18 protein-coding genes and 1 other annotated feature are annotated in these 22,522 nt (G+C 38.4%); of the genes, 16 read left to right on the plus strand and 2 right to left on the minus strand.

Translation table 11 applies throughout. The annotated features are described in order from the left end of the window. Positions 1-15: 15 nt before the first annotated feature. On the minus strand, positions 16-840 hold the full coding sequence (locus tag IGI38_RS15275; RefSeq protein WP_438733384.1) for a MetQ/NlpA family ABC transporter substrate-binding protein: 825 nt from the start codon (positions 838-840) through the stop codon (positions 16-18). 69 nt (positions 841-909) lie between these two features. Beyond that, positions 910-1,142, minus strand: a binding site (T-box leader). 232 nt (positions 1,143-1,374) lie between these two features. Here IGI38_RS15275 and IGI38_RS15280 point away from each other — a divergent pair. From IGI38_RS15280 to IGI38_RS15300, 5 genes are all read left to right on the plus strand, one after another. Further along, the gene (locus IGI38_RS15280) at positions 1,375-2,442 is read left to right on the plus strand and encodes an iron-containing alcohol dehydrogenase family protein (protein ID WP_438732182.1); all 1,068 of its coding nucleotides are present in this window, start codon (positions 1,375-1,377) and stop codon (positions 2,440-2,442) included. Positions 2,443-3,507: 1,065 nt separating this feature from the next. Continuing rightward, positions 3,508-4,356 (plus strand): ParA family protein, encoded by an 849-nt coding sequence (locus IGI38_RS15285; protein ID WP_438732184.1) that lies wholly within the window; start codon positions 3,508-3,510, stop codon positions 4,354-4,356. A 12-nt stretch (positions 4,357-4,368) separates the two neighbouring features. Continuing rightward, complete coding sequence (locus IGI38_RS15290; RefSeq protein WP_438732186.1) at positions 4,369-4,908, plus strand: hypothetical protein; 540 nt, start codon at positions 4,369-4,371, stop codon at positions 4,906-4,908. A gap of 655 nt (positions 4,909-5,563) precedes the next feature. Next, positions 5,564-6,628: a replication initiator protein A gene (locus IGI38_RS15295; protein WP_438732187.1), complete on the plus strand. Its 1,065-nt coding sequence runs from the start codon at positions 5,564-5,566 to the stop codon at positions 6,626-6,628. Positions 6,629-6,695: 67 nt separating this feature from the next. Continuing rightward, on the plus strand, positions 6,696-8,204 hold the full coding sequence (locus tag IGI38_RS15300; RefSeq protein ID WP_438732188.1) for a chloride channel protein: 1,509 nt from the start codon (positions 6,696-6,698) through the stop codon (positions 8,202-8,204). 77 nt (positions 8,205-8,281) lie between these two features. Here IGI38_RS15300 and IGI38_RS15305 read toward each other — a convergent pair whose 3' ends face one another. Continuing rightward, positions 8,282-10,186 carry an alkyl/aryl-sulfatase gene (locus IGI38_RS15305; protein ID WP_438732190.1) on the minus strand — a complete coding sequence of 635 codons (1,905 nt, stop codon included), beginning with the start codon at positions 10,184-10,186 and terminating at the stop codon, positions 8,282-8,284. A gap of 154 nt (positions 10,187-10,340) precedes the next feature. Between IGI38_RS15305 and IGI38_RS15310 the strand changes: the two genes are divergently transcribed. The 11 genes from IGI38_RS15310 to prdD all read left to right on the plus strand — a co-directional run bounded on the left by IGI38_RS15310 (position 10,341) and on the right by prdD (position 22,501). Then, positions 10,341-11,486, plus strand: a complete 1,146-nt coding sequence (locus IGI38_RS15310; protein ID WP_438732192.1) for a M24 family metallopeptidase — start codon at positions 10,341-10,343, stop codon at positions 11,484-11,486. A gap of 134 nt (positions 11,487-11,620) precedes the next feature. After that, positions 11,621-12,379, plus strand: coding sequence for a threonine/serine ThrE exporter family protein (locus tag IGI38_RS15315; protein WP_438732194.1), 759 nt, complete (start codon positions 11,621-11,623; stop codon positions 12,377-12,379). Positions 12,380-12,423: 44 nt separating this feature from the next. Further along, complete coding sequence (locus IGI38_RS15320; protein ID WP_438732196.1) at positions 12,424-12,888, plus strand: threonine/serine exporter family protein; 465 nt, start codon at positions 12,424-12,426, stop codon at positions 12,886-12,888. Between the two features lie 516 nt (positions 12,889-13,404). Next, positions 13,405-14,481, plus strand: coding sequence for a M24 family metallopeptidase (locus IGI38_RS15325; protein WP_438732197.1), 1,077 nt, complete (start codon positions 13,405-13,407; stop codon positions 14,479-14,481). A 15-nt stretch (positions 14,482-14,496) separates the two neighbouring features. Then, complete coding sequence (gene pepI, locus IGI38_RS15330; protein ID WP_438732199.1) at positions 14,497-15,378, plus strand: proline iminopeptidase; 882 nt, start codon at positions 14,497-14,499, stop codon at positions 15,376-15,378. A 27-nt stretch (positions 15,379-15,405) separates the two neighbouring features. Continuing rightward, positions 15,406-16,761, plus strand: a complete 1,356-nt coding sequence (locus IGI38_RS15335; protein ID WP_438733385.1) for a peptide MFS transporter — start codon at positions 15,406-15,408, stop codon at positions 16,759-16,761. Positions 16,762-17,307: 546 nt separating this feature from the next. Then, positions 17,308-18,597: a proline reductase-associated electron transfer protein PrdC gene (gene prdC / locus IGI38_RS15340; protein WP_438732201.1), complete on the plus strand. Its 1,290-nt coding sequence runs from the start codon at positions 17,308-17,310 to the stop codon at positions 18,595-18,597. A gap of 28 nt (positions 18,598-18,625) precedes the next feature. Further along, the gene (prdA, locus tag IGI38_RS15345; protein ID WP_438732203.1) at positions 18,626-20,527 is read left to right on the plus strand and encodes a D-proline reductase (dithiol) proprotein PrdA; all 1,902 of its coding nucleotides are present in this window, start codon (positions 18,626-18,628) and stop codon (positions 20,525-20,527) included. Positions 20,528-20,536: 9 nt separating this feature from the next. Further along, on the plus strand, positions 20,537-20,842 hold the full coding sequence (locus IGI38_RS15350) for a CBO2463/CBO2479 domain-containing protein (RefSeq protein ID WP_207109703.1): 306 nt from the start codon (positions 20,537-20,539) through the stop codon (positions 20,840-20,842). Between the two features lie 3 nt (positions 20,843-20,845). Next, complete coding sequence (gene prdB / locus IGI38_RS15355; protein ID WP_438732204.1) at positions 20,846-21,571, plus strand: D-proline reductase (dithiol) protein PrdB; 726 nt, start codon at positions 20,846-20,848, stop codon at positions 21,569-21,571. Positions 21,572-21,763: 192 nt separating this feature from the next. Continuing rightward, complete coding sequence (gene prdD, locus IGI38_RS15360; protein WP_438732206.1) at positions 21,764-22,501, plus strand: proline reductase cluster protein PrdD; 738 nt, start codon at positions 21,764-21,766, stop codon at positions 22,499-22,501. Positions 22,502-22,522: the final 21 nt, after the last annotated feature.

The raw sequence follows: 22,522 nt of genomic DNA on the forward strand, positions 1-22,522 counted from the left end.
TAAATCCTCCTAAGCTTAAAATGCAGGAACAACTGAGCCCTTGAATTTCTCTTCAATGAATTTTTTCGTTTCATCAGATTGATAATACTTTTTGATTTCTTTAACGATCTTGTCGTCTTTGTTCTCCGTCCGCACCGCAAACACATTGTAATTAGGGTTATCCTTTAATGGTTCGTGATAGATTGCATCATCGTTGATAGTTAGCCCTGCTCCGAAAGCAAAGTTTGTATTGATAGCCGCAGCCGCCAGCTCCCCTAACTGAGAAGGAATTTGTGAGGCTTCCAGCTCAACAATCTCGATATTCTTAGGGTTTTCCGCGATATCATTCTTAGTGGCCTTAATTTCGACACCCTCTTTTAGCTTCAAAACACCCGCTTCTTCTAAGAGTTTTAAAGCTCGATATTCATTTGTCGGGTCATTCGGCACACCGACTTTGTCTCCGTTTTGAAGTTTACTTAAATTAGAAATTTTTTTAGAGTAAACCCCTAATGGGAATGCAACTGTTTTAAATGCTGTCTCAATTTTGTAATCTTTATCCTTTACTTGCTGCTCCAAGAAAGAGAGGGTTTGATAGCTATTGCCATCCAAATCACCGTCACTTAACGCCGTGTTGGGTGTATTATAATCATCAAAACTTTTTACCTTGATCTCAAGACCGTCTTTTTTTGCTTGTTTTGCGACCTCCTCTAAAATTTCTTGATGGGGGCCCGAAGTAACACCAATCGTCACCTTTTTCTCATCCAATGGTTTCGCTTCGCTTTTACTGCCGCACCCTGCCAACACTCCGCTCACTGCTAATGCCGCTACCCCTAATAAAATTCCTTTACCTAATTTTTTCATCATTCATTCCTCCAATTATTTTTTTGCCAAAGAAAAAAAGCTCGTCCTTTTCCACACTCTAATGTGCCGAAAAAGGACGAGCTCACTCGCGATACCACCTTCATTTGCAACAGTCTCACAACTATTGCCTCAACAAGTACATCTATACTTGAGCGTTGTTAACGAGCGCTGCCCCGTCACTGCCTACTTATCGGCAATGCCATTCAGAGACCATTTTCTAGATCCATCCACATATCCGCTCTCACCTTATCGGACTCTCTTTGATGTTTCGTTATCTATACTTTTCTCTTCATCACGTTTCTTTGTTTAGCAAATTGATAAATCGTATCTTACACGTCTAAAGTTCAGCTGTCAACACTTTTTATCATCGAAAACACAGTTGACTTTAATTTTGACAAAGACTAAACTAGTTGAAATCTCACTAAACTATCTGTTTTTGCTTTTATTGATTTAGTTTGATAAAAAGCCTGTGGTTAAAAAAGAACCATTTTCTTTGGAGATTGGTTTCTTAATATGAAAAAGGAGTTGAATTCAATGGACATCACCACTGAAGTACGTCCAGGCGCCAATAGATACGCCTGCGGAGAAAATATTCTCCAAGATCTACCAAGCTATCTTGCTGATTTTAGGAAAATTGCTGTTATTACAGGCGAAAAGTCCTCTGAGGCTTTCAAAAAATACTATCGTAAAGAGCTTCACTATCCTACCTACAGATACGATGGTAGTTCTAGTCATGAAAATGCCGTCCAATTAGCCAATAAAATCGAACAGGCAGAACTGATTCTAGCGATTGGCGGTGGACGTGTAATCGATACTGCGAAAATGGTTGCTGAAGAATTAAATGCAGAGCTGATGGTTGTTCCAACATTGATCTCTAATTGCGCACCCTTCACACCAATTGTAGCTGTCTATCACCCGAATCGCACCTTCAAAGCCATGGGATTTATGAAACGTGCGCCTTTCTTAACATTAGTTGATTCGAAGTTCCTGCTGGCAACACCAAAAGACTACTTCGTTGCTGGTATCGGTGATACGTTAGCTAAATGGTACGAAATCGAAGGGATCACAAGAAACCTGCAGGACGATGAAAAGTCTGCGTATGTTCGCCTTGGCGTCGCAAGTGCTAAAGCAATACAAGAGCTTCTGTTAGAAGATGCGATAACAGCTATAGAAGATCTTAAGCAGAATAAGGCTACCCCTGCTTTCAGTCGAGTAACAGATACAATCATCGGTTTAGCAGGAGAAACTGGTGGTTTTGCTGCTGCTTTTGGACGTTCAGCTGGCGCTCACGCTATTCATGACGGTCTTTCCTATCTTGAAAGCACTCATGAACAACTTCATGGAAAAAAAGTTGCCTACGGTATTCTCGTTCAATTAGCTCACACAAAAGACTTAGACGAAATACAGCAATTAAAAGCCTTTTACCAAGCAACAGGACTTCCTTTAAAATTAAAAGACTTGAATGTGCTTGATTCTTCTAAAGCTGCTTTAGACTCGGTCATTAACCATGCTGCTTCATCCAAGGAAACCTTTAATATGGTAGATCCTAACATCACAGCAGATCAAATATATGAAGCCATTCAACTTGTAGAATCTTTATAAAGTTTACCCTTAAACCATTGAGGTATACCTCAATGGTTTTTTATTTGAAGTTTACTTTTTGATTTTAGGTTTACTTCAATATAATAACCAACAAATCTTTGCTATTATTGGACTTTGGTGATGTTTTCACTTAAATAAATTAAAGTATACCTTATATTAAAAGTAAACCTCATACATTCTTATTCAATTATATGAGGTTTACTTTTTTTGATTGTTTTTTTGAGTTCAAACGGTTTACTTCAATTAAAAAAATATACGTTTACTTTAATTATTTTAGCACTTAACACTGGTATAAAGAAGTTTTTTTGAGGTTTACTGTTATTATCATTGTACATTTCATTAAATAAGTTTACCTCAAATGGTTCACTAAAAGTAAACTTTTTTTATTTAATAAAGTTTACCTCAACTACATTAAGGTTTACTCTTACTAAATTTATTGAAGTATACTTTTTCATAAGAATTATGGTTTACTTAAATATAAAGGTAAACTGTAATGTACAAATTTAAGTTTACTTCATTATCCATTACAAAGTTTACCTTTTAAAAAAAAATAAAATAAGTATACCGTATAAACAGTTGTTCATTGAGGTTTACTCTATTTTTTTGAAGTGAACTTTAAATCTAAAAAATAGAAGTTTACCTCATTATAAAAAGTTTACTTTTCAAATGATTAATTAAAATTAAAGTATACTATATTTAGTTTTAAAGTAGACCCTAATATATATATAGTTTACTTTAATTGTATAGAGATGCTTCTATTAAAGTATTTAGGTTTTAATACAGTTTACTTATTATTATTTGAAGTACACTTTTAAGTTGTTAGAAGTTTACCTCATTATTTTTAAAAGGTATACTTTAACTTAAATAAAGTATACTCTATTTAAGTTAATTCAGTTTACTTCAATTGACTAATTAAGGGTAACTTTATATATTAATAAATACAGTTTACTTCAATTTTATAAGGATTTATAGTTTACCTCATTTTACTAATTGTAGTAAACCTTATTGCTATTATGAAGGTTTTATAGTAAACTTTAATTGAGAAATTATGATTGGAGACTTTTTATGCCAAAGAAAGCAGAAACCTATGTAGTAGGAAATTTTAAGGGTGGCGTCGGTAAATCGACTACCGTACAGATGCTCTCCTTTGAAAGTGCCTTCCGTAAAGATCGCAAAACATTAGTAATCGATTTAGACCCGCAGGGGAATACGAGTGACGTCTTGTCACTGACAGCTGAAAATTTTGGAAACAATACGCTACCCGATGAATTTGATGCAACGATTTGGGAAGCTGTTCGTTCAGGTGACATCCAATCTTCTATTTATCAAATTATGCCAAACTTAGATTTGATCCCAGCAAATATTTCTTTTTCTGATTTTCCCGATTATATGATTGAAAAATTTCCTGGTGACAAGGTATCACAATTTAAATATATGGAAGATTTGATTGAACCTTTGAAAAATATTTATGATGTGATCTACATTGATGTTCCACCTACAATCAGTACTTATTCAAATGCGGCCATGTACGTGGCTGAATACGTTATTGTCATTTTGCAGACACAAGTAAAATCCTTAAAAGGGGCCCAAAACTACATTGATTACATGAATTTCTTCATTGAACAATATGAAACTGACTTAGAGGTTGTTGGTATCGTACCGTTTATGATGCAGAAACGTGATTCTGTCGACCAAGAGATTTATACTGCAGCAAGAGATATCTACGGTGCACATCTTCTAGATACAGTGGTCTTGAGTCAAAGTCGTTTAAAACGCTATGATGGGTCCGGAATTACCTATGAAATCAACAAAAATGGCAAAGTTGAGCAGTGGGACAAGCGTGCACACGAGGTTTTCGTCAATATTTTAGATGAAATTGATGAACATCGCCTCATATTGAGCGGTGAAGAGTAGGGGAGACGTTGAATGGCGAAAAAAATGAAGCTCGATTCGCTTTTAACGGCGAACAAGAAGAATAAAGGCATTGAAAAAATGTCGGAATACTCTAACCAGGACAAAGAGGAGAAAAAGCCTAGTTCTCAAGACCTCTTAGCAAAAAGAACGTTAAGTCCTGAAACAGATTTTCGACGTTCTTCATTCCATGAAGAAACGAGGCATTTTAATGAACGAACACTTCCTCATGAACCAGCTCCTCAAACACAAGAAAGTGAAGCAGGGAAGAGGGGACGAAAACGTCAATATTATGATCCTCGTTTAAAAGCATTAGAAATGCAAAAAATCTCTGCACGCACAAAGATTCGCATGCAGAATTTGATCAACGCAAAGTTTGACGGCTATACACCCGATAAGATGATTGATTTTTTATACGATTATTACCTTGAAAAAGGGCTATCTAGAGATGACCGAAACTTCCTAATTCAGCTTGAAGAAGCTTCTATGGAAGAGTACAAGGAGAAGCCAAAATATCAAAAATTATTCAAAGAATTAGAAAATGATGAGAAATAACTCCAAAAAAAGTAAACCGTAATGTAGATACTATCTTACATTACGGTTTACTTTTTTCTAAGCTAGGTCTTATTTAAGTTTACCTTTATTATTGTTAATTCTTTTTAAAAGTTTACTTTTCCAAAAATACTTTTTCCTTTTTATAAGTTGTGGATAACTAAGGAAGCCCTTATGCGCATTACTTTTTATCCACATTCTTAAGTGAGGATGATAGACCTCTCACTTTAATTGAAGTTTACTAAAAATACTTTTACATCATTTAATAAAGTAAACCAAAATTGAGTTTATCCTTATATTATAGTAAACCTCAAATGCTTTTATAAAGATATTAAAAGTTTACTCCAAAAAAAGATGTGCTAGAATCGCTTTACAATAGGCTTTCAATCAATTATTCTATACATGTAGAAAAAAACGAAAAAAAAAAGAGTTTAAAGATTTGGCGATCTTTAAACTCAAAGGTTTGAGCTAATTTTGGCGAATTAGCCTGTCACATTTAGATAAATTTGTAAGGGTTAGAAAAATTGGTGTTTGCCTAACCTTTGTTAAGTATACCATAATTTGGGTACTTTCTCAATCAAATATCCTGTGATAGTAAAGCATTCCTTTAAAAACTTTCGTTATTAACTTTGAGAGTGAACTAAGGAGGTTTTTTGTCGTGTCCACTAATTTAGATAACATCATGACTGCAACAAATTTACCCAACGGAAATTATATCCCAATTGATTTAAATTTAATCAACAATCCACAGTACAAAAATCTATCCATTGAAGCAATGATGCTGCATGCTCTATATACTATGCGTATGACTTGCAGTATTTACAATTCCCAAAAAGATGGCAGCTGGCTTGATGAAGCTGAACATCCTTATATTTATTTTTCTAATGAAGAGGCAGCAAAACTACTGCGTGTATCTGAACGAAAAGTAACGAATTTGAAAAATGCCTTGATTGAAGCTGGACTTATCCAAATTACTCGTCATGGTCTTAAAAATTATCGTATCTATGTCGCAAATCCAAAAGCTCCAGAAGCGAATGTTGTTGTACAACTATCATTTAAAAATTATACCAGTACAAAAGCCTTGGTCCCTGTGGGAAAATCAGTAACTGAGAAAACAGCAGAGTTATCCACTGTGGATAGAGAAGCAGATTCTGCGGCTTCGAACACGCACGATTTGCTTACAAGTACACAAAAACAATTAGCAAAACAAAATACAAATACTACAAAAGCAACAGGCAATGCGTCAAAAAATCTGAACAAGTCTCAGGATAACAGCTTAATCGAGGGCTTGAATGCTCGTTATGCACATTTGTTGCCACAACAAGTGTTTGATCGTTTTTTACCTTTTTGTGCTGGTGACTATCAAAAAGCACGCTGGTTTGTGGATACAATTTTTAAGGCAAAATACGTCAGCACACAAGACTATATTAACGCCGGTCTACCTGCTGAAGCAGAAGTTTTGACCTTTGAACACAATGAGTATTTCAGATCAGATATCAGTGACGCTGTGGCTAAAGCAATTGAACAAATGTATCGTTACAAAACAGTCAAAAATCCAGAAGGCTTCTTCTTTGCCTTCATGAAAGGGTTCTTTACGGAGAAAACCCGACAATATTTAGTAGATCACTATGAGATGACGCCAGAATTGCAACAAACGCTTTCATACGTTCAATTGACTGTTCAACAAAAAAAGGAGCGGCAAAAATCGCAAAAAGTCGCCTAAAATCGCTCCTAAGACCTCAAACCTTTGTTATAATGTAGCGGAGTCTATCTAGAGAAAGGTTAATTTTATGAATAAGTTTAAACTAGCATTTTTTGGCTATAGTGGTCTTTTAGGACTAGCCGTCGGAGTCATTGTAGCTTTATTTATGGGTCTAACGGAGCTCGGAAACCAGCTTTTATGGCAAATTTTGCCTAGAGCGCTAGGAGATCCGCGCTTTTATCCCTTAATTATCTGTACAATCGGAGGCGTAGCGATTGGGTTTTTTGTAAAAACATTCGGTCGTTATCCGAGCACCTTGCAAGAGTCATTTACTGAGTATCAAGAAACAAAACGAATCGATTATCACGATGGGAAGCTAGTCCGGAATTTATTAGGCTCCTTAATCGTACTGCTCTTTGGAGCTAGTTTAGGTCCAGAAGCGGCATTAGTTGCAATTATTGGTGGTTTAATTACCTACATGGCAGATCGCAGGAAAATTCCTGATCAAGAGCGAGCAGATATGATAGAGTTTGGTATCGGGACCTCACTAGGAGTAATCTTTATGACACCGCTGTTTGGTGTTGGACGATCAGTAGAACGCGACAATTGGCAGGTTGTAACGGAAAGCAAACTTAAAAAGTATGTTTTATATATTTTCACTACGTTTACTGGTTTTATTGGGTATCTTTTAACGTATAATATTTTTCCAAATCAAGAACAAGTTTTTGCGATCCGGAGGATGGAGAGCAGTTTCACCTGGCAGGGGTTATTGCTAGTTATCCCAATGATTATTTTAGGAGCTCTTTTTGGCAAGTTTTTCTTAGTTTCTCAAGAAAAAGGAGAAAAATTGAATCAGCGGATTCGTAATCCATTGCCACTAGCTATTTTTGCAGGAGTTCTTTTAGGGGTGGTAGGAACGATTTCACCGTATTTCTTATTTTCCGGCGAGCATACGTTACTATCTTTTACTCGGCAAGCGGAGACGATGAATTTTTTCATTTTGCTGTTGATCGGTTTTGGTAAAGTTGCGATAACAGTAATCTGTTTAGCCTGTAACTGGCGTGGAGGAACGATCTTTCCAATGATTTTTGCTAGTATAGCAGTTGGTTTAGCTTTCGCGAACTTATTGCCGTACTCGCCGGGGCTATTAGTTGCAGTGTTTACAGCCAGTGCTTGTGCGGTAATTTTGAAACAGCCTCTTGCCACGGCGTGTCTCTTCTTACTGCTGTTCCCAGTAGAATTATTTTTATGGATTTGGTTGGCGGGATATCTAGGTAATTTGTTTTCACAACGGATTCCATTTTTCCACGAAGAGCAAACAATCAAATCCTTCAAACTGCCCGAATTACCGAAACGTACAAAAAAACCAACGGTAAAAGCAGAAAAAGGGGAAACAACACGAGCTGTTGCTGAATTAAGAAAAGCAGCGGATCGTAAAAAAGCTGAAGAGGCTGATAGTCATCCACGTGTTGTTGAACCAAAGCAAGAAATTTTAGCACGAACGCAGCATGAACCGGAAAGAAACAATGCAACAAAAACAGAAAAGCAACCTTCTGATGTACCAATGACTCGAATGAGTCGTCATCGGCGTAAATAAAATAAGAAGAAGCAAAAATTCGTCATTATGATGAATTTCTGCTTCTTTTTTGCTATTCTAAAAGGATCTTTATTTGATTAAGGCTCAATAATATTAAAATAGCGTTCGTCTGGGTTTGTTTCAAAAAGTAGATTCCATTCTTTTAAATCATCTGAAGGAATATTGAGCAGCTGATTCATAAAAGCCATTCGTTTTCCTCGATATAAATGATTAGTTGAAGCTATTCCATCTGAAGATATCGGATAATAAGTCAAGATTCCTTGCCAATAATCGAGGTGATAGCAGGAGGTTTGTTGTCTATAAGAACCACTTTCAAAAGCCCAGTCATCCTCAAACAGAATTGTTCCAAAGAGATGTTTTTCTGTAGGGATGGTCAATATACTTAGGTAATTGAGTACCATTTCACCAGTGAGATGATCAATCAAATCTGGGGAACTGTTTGCATAGTAGTTAGGATCTTTTAGCGTTCCTTGTGAGAGTTCCAACGCCCCAGTTAAGTATTCATTACGCCAAGTTCCTGATTCTGATTGATAACCTAGTTGGGTGAGGGCCTTTTTACAAAGAATCCGTGCTTCCTGGTTGTCTGGTTCGGCAAAAACAATGAGATTCGTCACTTTAGCGACCCAGCGATAGTTTCCTTTTTGATAATCTTCGGACGCTTTTTTCAAAATTTCTTCCGCGCCGCCCATATAGTTGACGAAATTTTTAGCTTCTTTAGCAGGAGGTAAAGGATTCAGATTTACTGGATTTGAGTCATACCAGCCCATGTATTTCTGATAAACGGCTTTGCTGTTATGGCTCACCGTTCCGTAGTAGGGTCTTAAATACCATTTTTCGGTCAGGTTTTCCGGCAGATTGATCTGACTTTCTACTTCGTTGAGGGTGTAACCTTTGTTGATAGCGGATAGTGTTTGATCATGAATCCCTTTATACATTCGTGCCTGTGAGATAAGGTAGTCTTTAATTATGTCGGGTGCCTCAGTTGTAGCATGACGAGGCCAAGTATGTGCATGGAACATTACTTTCGCATGAGTGCCAAATAAATGATTGGTTTCCAATAAATATTTTGCCCAAGCATTTGCATCTCGAACCTGCGCACCTCGTAGTGTGTACAAGTTATGCATAGTACATGTACAGTTTTCCGCCATCCATAATGCGTCGTACTGGGGAAAGAACGTATTCATTTCTGCTGGAGCTTCGGTACCTGGTGTTAATTGGAAAATAAGTTCTAATCCATCTACTACAATTGTTTCATTTGTAGTGATTTCTTTTGTTGGCAATTCGAAGCTGACCGTACCTAGAGATTGACCTTGGCCGATACCGATTGACAGTGAACCAGCAGGGGATTTCTCCAGCAAAGTGCCATATTGATAACCGGCTCTTCGTCCCATGGCCTTACCCGACATTAAATTTTCGGTGATTGCAGCTTCGGTAAAACCTGCTGGAGCAAAGATAGGGATGGTCGGGTCTAGTGTGAAATCAGGAAATAGGCCGCGAAGTCCTCCAAAGTGATCGACATGAGAGTGGCTGATGGTTATACCTGAGATATGTCCATCAACTATCGGATACCGATTTTTTTCAAACCATTGATTGGCAAATTCAATGGCGGCTCGGGAGCATTCGATGCTCATTAAGGTATCAAAAACCAACCAATTATTTTTCGGTGTCAGAATCAAGGTTAGGTTAGCCATATCAAATCCGCGAAGTTGAAAAATTTTATCGGTTACACGAAATAATCCTGTTTGATGGTTGCAGCGGGCATTTTCCCATAAGCTGGGATTAGCGGAATCAGGACATTCCGTTTCTAAAAATTCATAGGCTTTTTGAGACCAAATCACTTTTTCTCCTTGTTTGATTTCAAGCTGATTAAAAGAGGCAACACAATTTTGTTTGGCTAAATCTAACTCATGATTGTGATCAAATGGTAGCATAGTTCCAAGTTGTTTGTTTTTTTGACAGGTACAAGAGCTTGCTTTATCCATAGTAACCCTCCTCTTTCAAGTCTAAATAAGACTATATGTTAACAGTAAGCGATTTCATTCGTAACTGTCAAACTGCTACTGAAAGAAAAAATAAAGATTTGCTAAGTTAAATGGCGCTTTTTTTGTTCTACATCTTTTATTTTTTTTGAAAGCGTTGACCAAAGATCAGCTGACTGCTACTCTATTGATTAGAAGGCTAGAACTTCAAAATAGGAAGGATCGTGTGACGATGTTAAACGAAGGAAAGATTCGTGCGTATTTGGAAAAAGAGAAATTGGATGCTTTTTTTATTGCCAAAAGAGTGAATGTTCGTTTTACTAGCGGTTGGACAGGAGACGACTCATTCATTTTGCTCACACAAGAGGGACAATACTTTTTGACTGATCCGCGTTACACCGAGCAGGCAGATATCGAAGTACCCGATTATGAAATTATCAACTGGCGCTTGCCTGGTCGAACTGTTGGAGATACGGTGGCACGCTTAGTTAGCGAAAAAAACATAAAGACAATCGCCTTTGAAGCGGATTATTTAACTTATGATATGTATTCTGATTTTACATCAAAAACAAATGCGGAATTTGTACAAGCAGGTGGCGTGATCGATCGTATGCGAGCGATTAAATCGCCACAAGAAATTCAATACATGCAAAATGCCTGTGAAATTTCTTGCCGTGCTTTTAATCGAATTTTGGATGATATTCGTGTTGGAGTGACTGAAAAAGACCTGGCTGCCAGGCTTTCGATGTACATGGTACAAGAGGGTGCTGATACACAGCCTTACGGGAATATTTTGATTTCTGGAGCGAATACATCCTTATTACATGGAATTCCATCTAAAAAATCAATTGAATATGGCGACTTCGTCTTAATGGATTTTGGCTGTCAATACGAGGGCTATATGTCCGATATGACTCGAACAGTCGTTGTCGGAAAAGCGACCGATAAACAGCGGGAAGTTTATGAACTGGAAAAACAAAGTTTAGAAGCGGCTGAAGCTGTAATGAAAAATGGTGCAGCGGTAAAGGATATCTATCAAGCTTCTTTGAAACCATTGGAAGGAACAGAGTATCCGCAATATACCTACCGTAACATTGGGCATAGTATCGGTTTGTTTGTACATGAATTACCATATATCGATGAGCAATATGACGACGTATTAGAAACAGGTATGGTGATGACGATCGAACCAGGGATCTATATTCCTGATTGGGGCGGTGTGCGGATTGAGGATCAAGTTTTAATCACCGATGACGGCTACGAAAATATGATTAGTATTTCTCATGATTTGATTGAATTGTAATCGTGAGATAGGCTATACTAAGACGACGACGGCATAAGCTGTCGTCGTTTTTTGACACTTAATTATTCTGATATTTTTATAGTAAACGATTGTATGAGTTTGCGAAGTTCTTCGTAAAAAGAGGGGGGCGACCGATGAATGAACGGGAAGCGTTTGATTTTGTCTACGATATTGGTGAAACATTATTGAAAAACGGCGCGGAAATCAAACGAATCGAGACGACGATTCGTCATATTGCAGAAGCTTTAGAATTAAAAGAGTTTGATAGTTTTGTTTTAATTAATGGTATTTTTATGACTGCCCGTCTAAAGGATCAGACCGTTCAGGCGCGGGTAAGAGATATTCCAATCTCACCGATAAATTTGGGCAGGATCGAACAAATCAATACCTTGTCTCGACGATTAACGGAAAAACGATTGAGTCCGGAAGATGCCAATGAATGGTTGCAGGAGATCAAGCACGAATCCTTTGCAACAGTTTCATTAAAGATTTTTGCTTATGCTTTCGGTAGTGCCAGTTTCTGTTTTATTTTTGGAGGAAGTCTTTGGGATACGGTTGGTGCACTCGCCCTAGGTGTTCTCTTAGCCTGCTTTACTATGTACTTATTACCTAAATTTAATATGTCCGACATTATCTCGACGATTACCAGCAGCGCTTTTGTCAGCATTTTAGCGTGCCTATTTGTTCATTTTTTTCCTATTTTGCAATTGACGAGTTTGGTAACAGGTGGAATTATCTCACTATTACCTGGAGTGGCGCTCGTCAATGGTATCCGTTATTTATTTGATGGGGACTATAGTTCAGGATGGGGCCAGATGGTGAATGCATTGATTACGGCTTTGTGTGTTTCCGTGGGTGTCGGCCTCGTTTTACGAGTATTTAGTATACTTTGATTGAATAAAAGTCATATTTTCAAATGAAGAAAGGAGTGGAACCGATGATCAATGGGTTTCTTCAGGTTTTAGCCGGTTTTCTGGGGACAATTTCTTTTGCGATATTGTTTGAAGTGCCGCGTCGGTATTATGTGTATTGTGGAATGATCGGTGCTTGCGGCTGGTTTATTTATTTAGTGATCATGCAATTTTGGGTAGCGCCAGTCGCTGCGACATTCATTGCCTCAATGGTTTTGATCTATCTTTCACGTGAGGCCTCCTTTGCCTTAAAAGCTCCAGTAACGATTTTTTTGATCTGTGGTATTTTCTGCTTGGTTCCCGGAATGGGGATTTACAATTTTACTTATAATTTTTTTATCGGGGATTCTATTAAAGCTGCTCAAATTGGTATTCAAGTTTTGAAAATTGCTATTGCCATCGCGGTAGGGATCACAGTGGGGTATGAATTATCACCGAAGTTTTTCTATTCCTATCACAAAATGCAAAGGAATAAAAATTCACTCCCGTGAATAAATCATTTAACGGTCTTGTTGTATAACAGGGCTGTTTTTTATTGTATTTTTTCCCAAAAAAAACAATTTAATAAATAGTGAAAGTGTTATTGAAGTTCCCATTATTTTAATAAAAAAACAAATTCATGAGAGAAGAGTAAGGAATGAAAATTACTGGAGATATAACGGATTTTAGCTCAGTTTTTTTAGAATTATTCCAAACAGATAGCGATTTAGAAAAAAAGTGTAAAGAATTGTTTAAATAAGCCAAAAGATATAGTAAACTAGTGGAAGCGGATACTAATAATTAAATTTGATTTTATTCTTAGAAGTACTTGAAATTCAAATGGTTTTATGGTTATTTTAAAACTAGTGATAGGTGAATAGTTGAACAATTTTTTTGTTGCTGATTTCAAACTGTTGCATAGCAGTTAGCTTCCGCGAAAAAAGATTACTAACAGCTACGTGAAAAACAGAGCTGTTTTTAATAATGCCGACAGGCGAATAATATATTAATAAAAGGAGTGAAACATTTTGAAAGAACGTCGCGTTGAAAGAGTAATTGAAAAAATGAAAGAACAAGGTTATGGCCAACTGTTAGTTTCAGATCCAACAACTATTTTCTATCTAACTGGTCGCTGGATTCATCCCGGTGAACGGTTGTTAGTATTAGTGATTACTCCAGATAACAAAAACACATTAATCGTTAACAAATTATTCCCAATCGAAGAAGACTTGGGCGTGGAAAAAGTATTTATTGATGATACCGACGATGCTGTGAAGAAGGTTCTTGAGTATGTTGATACTGACCAAAAAATTGGTGTGGATAAGAACTGGCCTGCTCATTTCTTATTACACTTGTTAGAACTTGTTCCAAATGCCAAATTGGGTAATGGTTCAGAAGTGACAGATGCAGTTCGTGCTATCAAAGACGAAGAAGAAAAACAATTGATGCGTGATGCGCAAGCGGATAACGAAATTGCTATTGATCGTTTGAAAAAATTATTGCCTGAAGAATTGACTGAAGCTGAAATGTCAGACAGATTGGGTCAAATCTACAAAGAATTAGGCAATACCGGCTTCTCATTTGACCCTATCGTAGGTTACGGCGCAAATGCGGCAGATCCTCATCACGAAACAGATGATTCAAAAGTGAAACCAGGAGATTCTGTCATTTTAGACATTGGCGGTATCAAGAATTCTTATGCTTCAGACATGACTCGGACATTCTTCTACAAAGAAGTATCTGATAAAGGTCGTGAAGTCTATGAGATCGTTAAAGAAGCTGCACAACGTGCGATTGACCTTGTGAAGCCAGGAGTTAAATTCTCTGAGCTTGATGCAGCTGCTCGCGATTACATCACGGAAAAAGGCTATGGAGAATACTTTACGCATCGCCTTGGCCACTTTATCGGAATCGATTGTCATGAAACAGGCGATGTTTCAGGAGCGAATGATAATGTTGCTGAAGTTGGCAATATCTTCTCAATTGAACCAGGAATTTATATTCCAGGAGAAGTTGGTGTACGAATCGAAGATTTGGTGATCGTAACAGAAGACGGTTGCGAAAACCTAAATCATTATCCTAAAGACTTAGAAGTAATCGGTTAGGAGGCCGCGCAACGTATGAAAATCGAAGAAGGATATATGCCTTATCTAGGGCATCAGACTTATTATCGTATTGTTGGTGAACAAGCTGGTAATAAGAAACCATTGATTGTCATGCATGGCGGACCCGGATCAACTCATAACTATTTTGAAGTCCTTGATGAAATGGCGGTCGATGGCCGCCAGATCATCATGTACGATCAATTAGGTTGCGGGAAATCTGCGGTACCTTCACAGCCGGAACTTTGGACAGCTGAAACATGGGTCAATGAATTGATTGCTTTAAGAGAGCATCTGGGTCTGGATGAAGTCCATTTGTTAGGACAATCTTGGGGCGGAATGTTAGAGATCATTTATGTTTGTGATTATGCACCAAAAGGCATCAAGAGTATGGTACTTTCAAGTACTTTACCTTCTGCTAAACTTTGGGCACAAGAACAGCATCGTATGATCAAATTTATGTCAGAAGAAGATCAAGCAGCAATCGCAAAAGCCGAAGAAACAGGCGTTTATGATGATCCTGCTTATCTTGCAGCAAATGATCGTTTTATGGTACGCCATGCGGCACCAATATTTACCGAGGCTGATCCTGAACCGTTGCGCCGTAAAAAAGTGGCGGGAACAGAAAGCTATGTAATGGCTTGGGGACCAAATGAGTATTCGCCTGAGGGTACATTGCACGGTTATGATTACACGGATAAATTGTCTGAGGTCACTATACCGACACTTGTTACAAGTGGCACAAATGATTTGTGTACACCGTTAGTAGCGAAAACTATGTATGACGCGATTCCAGGAGCAAAATGGGAATTGTTTGCTTACAGCAGACATATGCCTTTTGTTGAAGAACGTGAAAAATACATGAAATTGTTGGCAGAATGGTTAGAAGCAAACGATTAATATTTTTATAAGAGAGAAGGAATGATAGTGGAAACAACTCCAGTAAAAAATAAAAAACCTTTTGGGTTTTATGTCTGTGCATTAGGGTTCACGTTTGAACGATGTGCCTTTTACACAGCGAAGTACATGTTAGCAATTTGGATTGCAACAACGGCTGCTTCTGGCGGATTAGGCATGACGAGTGCACAAGGTGTACAAATATCAGCTTGGTTCGTTGCTGCAACATACATCACACCGACAATTGGTGGATATATTGCCGATTATTGGCTGAGCCCTCGACTATGTGTGGCGGCAGGTATGATTATGATGGGTATCGGCTACATGTTAGCCTGGCAGGCAAGTTCTATGGGTATGGTGTGGCTGATGATTATTCTAGTTGCGCTTGGAACTGGTTTGTTTAAAGGAAACCTTTCTGGTGTAAATGCGTTACTATTTAATGATGAAAAAGAACTAAATGAAGCTTTTTCAGTACAATATTCATTTGTTAATATCGGCTCATTCATTGGAACAACTTTCTTAGTATTATTAATCCCTGCATTTGGATACAATTTTGTATTTATGATTTGTGGCGTTTTATTATTGGTTGATGCATTATGGTTCATTTTTAATAGTCGCTCATTAGGTGAAGCAGGTAAGAAACCATTTAAAGTCGATCAACGTCAATTTGAGTCGGCAGGTAAAAAGACAGAAGCTGCTGATACTAAACTGACTTCTGGAGATAAAAAACGGATCGTTGCTATTATTTTGGTTACTTTGTTCTCAGTTATTTTCTGGACTGTATGGTATCTAGCTTATATGCCAGCATATTTCTATTTTGGATATGGTGACGGAGCAGGATTTATTGAACGTGCGAATTGGGTAGTTGGAAGCTTCAAAATCCCAACGTCTTATTTCGATTCAATGAACGCTCTGACTTGTATCGTATTAGGACCTGTTTTAGGTCGTTTATGGACAAGATTAGCTGCACGTCCAAAAGGCGATATGAGTATGTTTAAGAAAACGGCACTAGGAATGATTCTAGTTGGTGTTTCTTACGTTGTTATGGTTCTTGCGGATATTGTTGGTAACGGACATACATCAATCATCTGGTTAGTTATGGTAAGTTTGTTGATGTCAATCGGCGAAATGATTTTCTCTCCATTGGGCAATTCATTTATCGCAAAACTTGCTCCTGCTAAGCTGATGGGGCTATTGCTAGGTTTCTGGACGATTGCAGTATTCTTCTCACAAATGATCTATCCAGTTATTTACGCTTTACTAGAAACAGATGTACCTGGAGACTTCCAAATGGGTTATGGAGTCTTAGCCGCAGTTGTTATCGTATTAGGTGTAATTCTATGGTTTGCTAGTAAAACATTGGATAAACTAGAAACAGCTGAATAATTTACGCGTTAAACTCTTGCCTCTTTTTATTAGAGGTGAGAGTTTTTTTGCGTAAATTATAATTAGAGTAGTAAGCATTAGCAATTTTTAGGTAAGGATAAGAATGTTTTTTTAATGTGAATGAGTATACATATAAATTTAGATTAAACGACAACTAAAATTGATAAATGAAATTTATAGAGAAGTTTTTCTATTATAAAGTTCATTCATTAAATAACGACTGATATGACTGAGTTGAATCGTGAAATAACTGATTTGTATGATTGGTATCTTTGCTTTTTCATCAAATTGTCGACAATGTGTAGTCTTTAGAAAGATTATGAAATCAATATTTGTAAACGGTTTTTAGGAAGTTGCTGAGTTTGATGAAAATTTAATTAGAGAATTCAAAAAAAAGGATAATTTGCAGAGTTGTTTGTCAGAAAATATCAAAATTATTGGAAACCACCTTTTACATGAAGTGTGAGTGTGCTATCATTTACATGAACTACGGGTGGCTGATTTGCTCAAGTTCGAACAAACAAAAAAGCAAGGAGGTGAAATAATTTGACACAAATTCTTATACCATTAAAACAACATGTCGGCGCTCCTTGTAAAGGAATCGTAAAGGCAGGTGATCAAGTCCAACGGGGACAATTGATTGCTGAACCAAATGGTTTAGGTGCAAATATTCATGCAAGTTTTTCTGGCAAAGTAGTAGATGTAGATGGAGACAACATTGTTCTGACGATTGATGACGAACAAGATTTTTCGAAATATCTACCTATTCCTGAAACTGAAACGAATGCGAAAGCTGTCGAAGCGGCAGGGATTGTCGGAGCAGGGGGAGCAGGTTTCCCAACATTCTTAAAGCTAGCTTGTGATATTCCGGAAGGAACCTTTATTGCAAACGGCGCAGAATGTGAAGCTTTGTTAGCTCATAACGTGAAGCAAATGAGCGAGCATATCGATCAATTGATTCGTGGAATGAAATATTGTATGGAGATGACTAATGCTCCTAAAGGTGTGATTGCTGTAAAAGGCAAACATCGTATGTTAGTTACACGTCTGTTAAAAGCAGTGGATAACGAGCCAACACTTGATGTTTATCAATTGCCGGATATTTATCCTGCAGGAGATGAACGAATGATTGTTCGTGAAGTAATGGACATTGTTTTAGAACCAGGTCAATTACCAACAGAAGTTGGCGCTGTGATTGATAATGTGGAAACGATCAAACGTATTGCAGAAGCAATTGAAGATCGAAAACCGTTCATTGACAAAGATGTGACCGTATCTGGTCGCGTAAAACAAAAAGAAACTGTATTTGTTGATGTGCCAATCGGGACACCAGTCAAAACATTGATCAACAACGTTGGCGGCTATGTCGAACCTCATGGTGAGATCGTAGTTGGTGGACCAATGACGGGAAGAAGCGGAGATGAAATGACGCCTATTACTAAAACTAGTGGTGGTGTGTTAGTCGCAATGCCATTCCCTCAGGAAAGCCGGAAAGTCGGTCTTTTGATTTGCGAATGCGGCGGCTCTGCCGAACGTATGACCGAGATTGCTAACAACATGGGCGCAGAAGTTGTCGCTGCTGAAAGATGCAAGCGAATGGTAGAAGTAAATGGAAGATATAGATGTGCCTTGCCAGGTATTTGTCCAGGTCAAGCTGCGACTGTGATGTCCTTGAAGAAACAAGGAGCAGAAGTAGTGATGACTGGATCGTGTTCCGATTGAACGAACACCGTTATGGGTGTAGCTCCTAGGTTAGGAGTTCCGGTTTATCATCATACAGATCATGTACTGCGGGCAGATGGTCACAGACTATATCGTAAATTACCTACAAACTAATTTTAAAAATTTTAGGAGGATTTAACGAATGTCTATTACAGCAGAAACTGCTCAAGAACATGCCAAAGACCCTGCAGTATTATGTTGCCGTGCGGAAGCAGGCAAAGTAATTGCTCCAGATGATTTAGAAGATCCAGCGATCTTCCCAGATTTAGAGGATTCAGGTCTGTTAGAATTACCTGAAAATGCTCTAACAATCGAACAAGTACTTGGTACGACATTGAAAGAAACAACGGATGCGTTGGTTCCATTGACAAAAGAAATATTAGATGGTGTTTCTGAAGACACTGAAGAAGTAGCGGAAGAGGAAGTGCCTGCTGAAGAAGCAGCTCCAACTCCAGTTGCTCCTATTGCTCCGGTAGCACCAGTTGCGCCAGTCGGCGGACAAACAATCAAAATCCATATTGCTGAAGGACGTGGTATTGATCTAGAAGTGCCAATGTCTATCGCAGGACAAATGGGTGTAGCTCCAGCAGCGCCAATGGCTCCAGTTGAGGCAGCGCAAGCTCCAGCAGCACCGACTGTTGAAGAAGCAGCTCCTGAAGCTAAAGTAGAAGAAAAAGTAGTTCGTTCAGTACGTCGTGATCACATGAAGATTGAAAAAGTCATCTTTGGTGATGAAACAAAAATTGAAGGTACTACATTAGTTCTACGTAAAATGGAAGACATGTGTGCGGAAGCAGCAGAACTAGAAGAATTAGTTGAAAGTGTTACTTTTGAAATCATTACACCGGATAAATATAACGAATACAGTGAAACGATCATGGACGTACAGCCAATCGCTGCCAAAGTTGATGGTGCGGACATCGGCCATGGTGTTACTCGTGTGTTAGATGGCGTAGTAATGGTTCTTACAGGTACGGACGCAAACGGTGTACAAATCGGAGAATTTGGTTCATCTGAAGGCGAATTAGACCGTAACATCATGTGGGGTCGTCCTGGTGCACCAGATAAAGGCGAAATTTTCATCAAAACACAAGTAACAATCAAAGAAGGCGCGAATATGGAACGTCCTGGACCATTAGCCGCTCATAAAGCATCTGACTACATTACTCAAGAAATTCGTGAAGCAGTTAAAAAAGCGGATGAATCTTTAGTTGTAGAACAGGATGAAATCGTACAAAAACGTCGTATTGGTAACAAACGAGTGATTGTCGTAAAAGAAATCATGGGTCAAGGTGCAATGCACGATAACTTGATTATGCCAATCGAACCAGTTGGAACATTGGGAGCGAAACCTAACGTTGACTTAGGTAACTTACCAATTATTTTAGCTCCAACTGAAGTATTAGATGGTGGTATTCATGCATTAACATGTATTGGACCAGCATCAAAAGAAACTTCTCGTCACTATTGGAGAGAACCATTAGTACGTGAAGCGATGGAAGACGAAGAAATCGATTTAGTCGGTGTTATGTTTGTAGGTTCTCCGCAAGCGAATACTGAAAAATACTATGTTTCTAAACGTTTAGGTATGACGATTGAAGCTATGGATGTTGATGGCGCAATCGTTACTACTGAAGGATTTGGTAATAACCATATTGACTTTGCTTCACATATTGAAGAAATCGGCAAACGCGGTATTAAGGTTGTCGGAGACTCTTATTCAGCAGTACAAGGTGCGTTAGTTGTCGGAAATACTGAAATGATTGCAATGGTCGACAATAATAAATCTATGCAAGGGATCGAAAACGAAATCTTGTCTAATAACACACTATGTAAAGAAGACGCGATTCGTGATTTAGCAATGTTGAAAACACTGATGGGCGGCGGCACAATCAAAGCTGCTGAACGCAAATGGAATCCAAACGTGAAAGCGAACAACATTGAAGTCATTGAAAAAACGACAGGTAAGAAGATTGATTTAGTTCCTAACGAACAAAGCTTGCCTAAGAGTAAAAAACGTCAAGAAATTTACGAAGTAGAATAAGGTGAAGTAATGGATGGAATGAATAAACTCAAATATATTTCGACGGAACAGATGTTTGAAGGGATCATCGTTGAACTTCACGATGCCAGCGTGACGATCGATTTAAAAGGTCGTTTAGGCCAACTTAAAATACCTCGTCGAATGATCATTTCTGAGTACAATTTAGAAATCGGTCAAGAAGTTGGGTTTTTAATGACTTATCCAGAAGTTTTGGCGGAAGAACCTGACGAGCATTATAAGACGGCTATTTATGAGCACGAGCGTCGTCGGGCCGAGGCCAGAAAAAAACGTGAAGAAGCAGGAGAGGAGAATTAACACATGGGCTTAACAGTCTTTGAAGGGTTACAGTCAGAAATTTTTGTACCAATTACACCAAAATCTGTCTTTACCCCTGTTAAAAAAGAGCTTAAAGAAATGCGCGTGGCATTAGCAACTGCTGCCGGCGTACATTTGAAAACAGATAAACGGTTTAACTTAGCAGGTGATACTTCTTACCGTGAAGTACCTGATACTGCATCAGTAGATGAATTGATGGTTTCTCATGGTGGGTACGATAATGCCGATGCTAACCGCGACATTAATGCGATGTTCCCATTAGACCGTTTACATGAATTAGCAGCGGAAGGATTCATTAAAGAATCTGCCCCTGTACACTATGCATTTATGGGTGGTGGGGGAGACCAGGATGCATTCCACGATGTAACTGGACCTGAAATTGCTCAAAAATTAGTAGAAGAAGAAGTCGACGCTGTCATTTTGACCGCTGGCTGAGGAACCTGTCATAGAACTGCCGTGATCGTGCAGAGAGCTATTGAGGAAGCGGGAATTCCTACTATTTTAATCGCAGCATTACCACCAGTAGTACGTCAAAACGGTACTCCACGTGCCGTTGCACCACGAGTACCAATGGGAGCGAACGCTGGAGAACCAAATAACATCGAAATGCAAACAGGTATCATGAAAGATACTTTGGAAGCATTAGTAACAATCGAAACGCCAGGGAAAATTGTTCCATTACCTTATGAATACATTGCCCACGTCTAAGTCAAGAGACTGATTTAATAAGTGCTCAGCGTCAAGAAATAAGACGGAAATTCCTAAAATTGTTTTTCAAATTTTTGTGAATTTTCGACTTATTTCTGAATGCTAGTTCTGCTTAACGTAGTTTAGTAGTAACTGTCTGCGTAGAAGATGCTACTTATTAATCGCCGTTTACTTTGAAAGTAGGTGTGAATAATGCGAGGCGAAACTTTAAAAATCAAAGTTTTTCATATGGAAGAAGTCACCGCAGGTAGCGACTTCCGTATTGAACCAACTCGGTTACAATTTAAGCAAGACTTTGACTGCAAAGACGCCGCTATTCAGAAGCTGACGATTCGATTACTCCCACCGCATCAACATGAAGTTGAAACCAACACCATCATGGATATCATTCCGATTTCTACGAAGGTGTTGGGTGCGTTGGGTTCAGGGATCACGCATACACTTACCGGGGTTTCTGTTGTGATGACAGGAGCTATTGAAGAAGGAGAACAAATGCATGAATTTGGCTCTTCTGAGGGTGTTTTGCGTGATCATTTAGTATTGAATCGAGCAGGGACGCCTAACGCTGAAGACTACATTATATTAGTAGATCTCCTAGCGAAAAAGGGGACTCCTTTTAATCGTGAGCTCTGTCTTAAAATGTTTGCGATTGTGGATGATTTTATCCAAGAGATTCGCGAAAGAATGAAGATGCTGGAAGGTAAAGATGCCTGTGAGTCACATGTCTATGAAGAGAATACCAATCCAGGAAAACCTAAAGTCGCTTTGGTCAAACAAGTGGCTGGTCAGGGAGCAATGTATGATATGTTGCTTTATCCGAATGAGCCGAGTGGTTTCAAGGGTGGATGTTCCATCATCGACATGAACAATATGCCGGTTTTCTTGACAGCAAATGAGTATCGCGATGGAGCAATTCGTTCCATGGTTTAACTGAATAACGGATAGGTGGTG

The sequence above is a fragment of the Enterococcus sp. AZ128 genome, from assembly GCF_051714485.1.
Classification (GTDB): domain Bacteria; phylum Bacillota; class Bacilli; order Lactobacillales; family Enterococcaceae; genus Enterococcus_A.

Excerpts from the sequence above, each read along its gene's own strand:
- IGI38_RS15275 (WP_438733384.1), bottom strand. The coding sequence starts at position 840 with ATGAAAAAATTAGGTAAAGGAATTTTATTAGGGGTAGCGGCATTAGCA.
- IGI38_RS15280 (WP_438732182.1), top strand. The coding sequence starts at position 1,375 with ATGGACATCACCACTGAAGTACGTCCAGGCGCCAATAGATACGCCTGC.
- IGI38_RS15285 (WP_438732184.1), top strand. The coding sequence starts at position 3,508 with ATGCCAAAGAAAGCAGAAACCTATGTAGTAGGAAATTTTAAGGGTGGC.
- IGI38_RS15290 (WP_438732186.1), top strand. The coding sequence starts at position 4,369 with ATGGCGAAAAAAATGAAGCTCGATTCGCTTTTAACGGCGAACAAGAAG.
- IGI38_RS15300 (WP_438732188.1), top strand. The coding sequence starts at position 6,696 with ATGAATAAGTTTAAACTAGCATTTTTTGGCTATAGTGGTCTTTTAGGA.
- IGI38_RS15305 (WP_438732190.1), bottom strand. The coding sequence starts at position 10,186 with ATGGATAAAGCAAGCTCTTGTACCTGTCAAAAAAACAAACAACTTGGA.
- IGI38_RS15315 (WP_438732194.1), top strand. The coding sequence starts at position 11,621 with ATGAATGAACGGGAAGCGTTTGATTTTGTCTACGATATTGGTGAAACA.
- IGI38_RS15320 (WP_438732196.1), top strand. The coding sequence starts at position 12,424 with ATGATCAATGGGTTTCTTCAGGTTTTAGCCGGTTTTCTGGGGACAATT.
- pepI (WP_438732199.1), top strand. The coding sequence starts at position 14,497 with ATGAAAATCGAAGAAGGATATATGCCTTATCTAGGGCATCAGACTTAT.
- prdA (WP_438732203.1), top strand. The coding sequence starts at position 18,626 with ATGTCTATTACAGCAGAAACTGCTCAAGAACATGCCAAAGACCCTGCA.
- IGI38_RS15350 (WP_207109703.1), top strand. The coding sequence starts at position 20,537 with ATGGATGGAATGAATAAACTCAAATATATTTCGACGGAACAGATGTTT.
- prdD (WP_438732206.1), top strand. The coding sequence starts at position 21,764 with ATGCGAGGCGAAACTTTAAAAATCAAAGTTTTTCATATGGAAGAAGTC.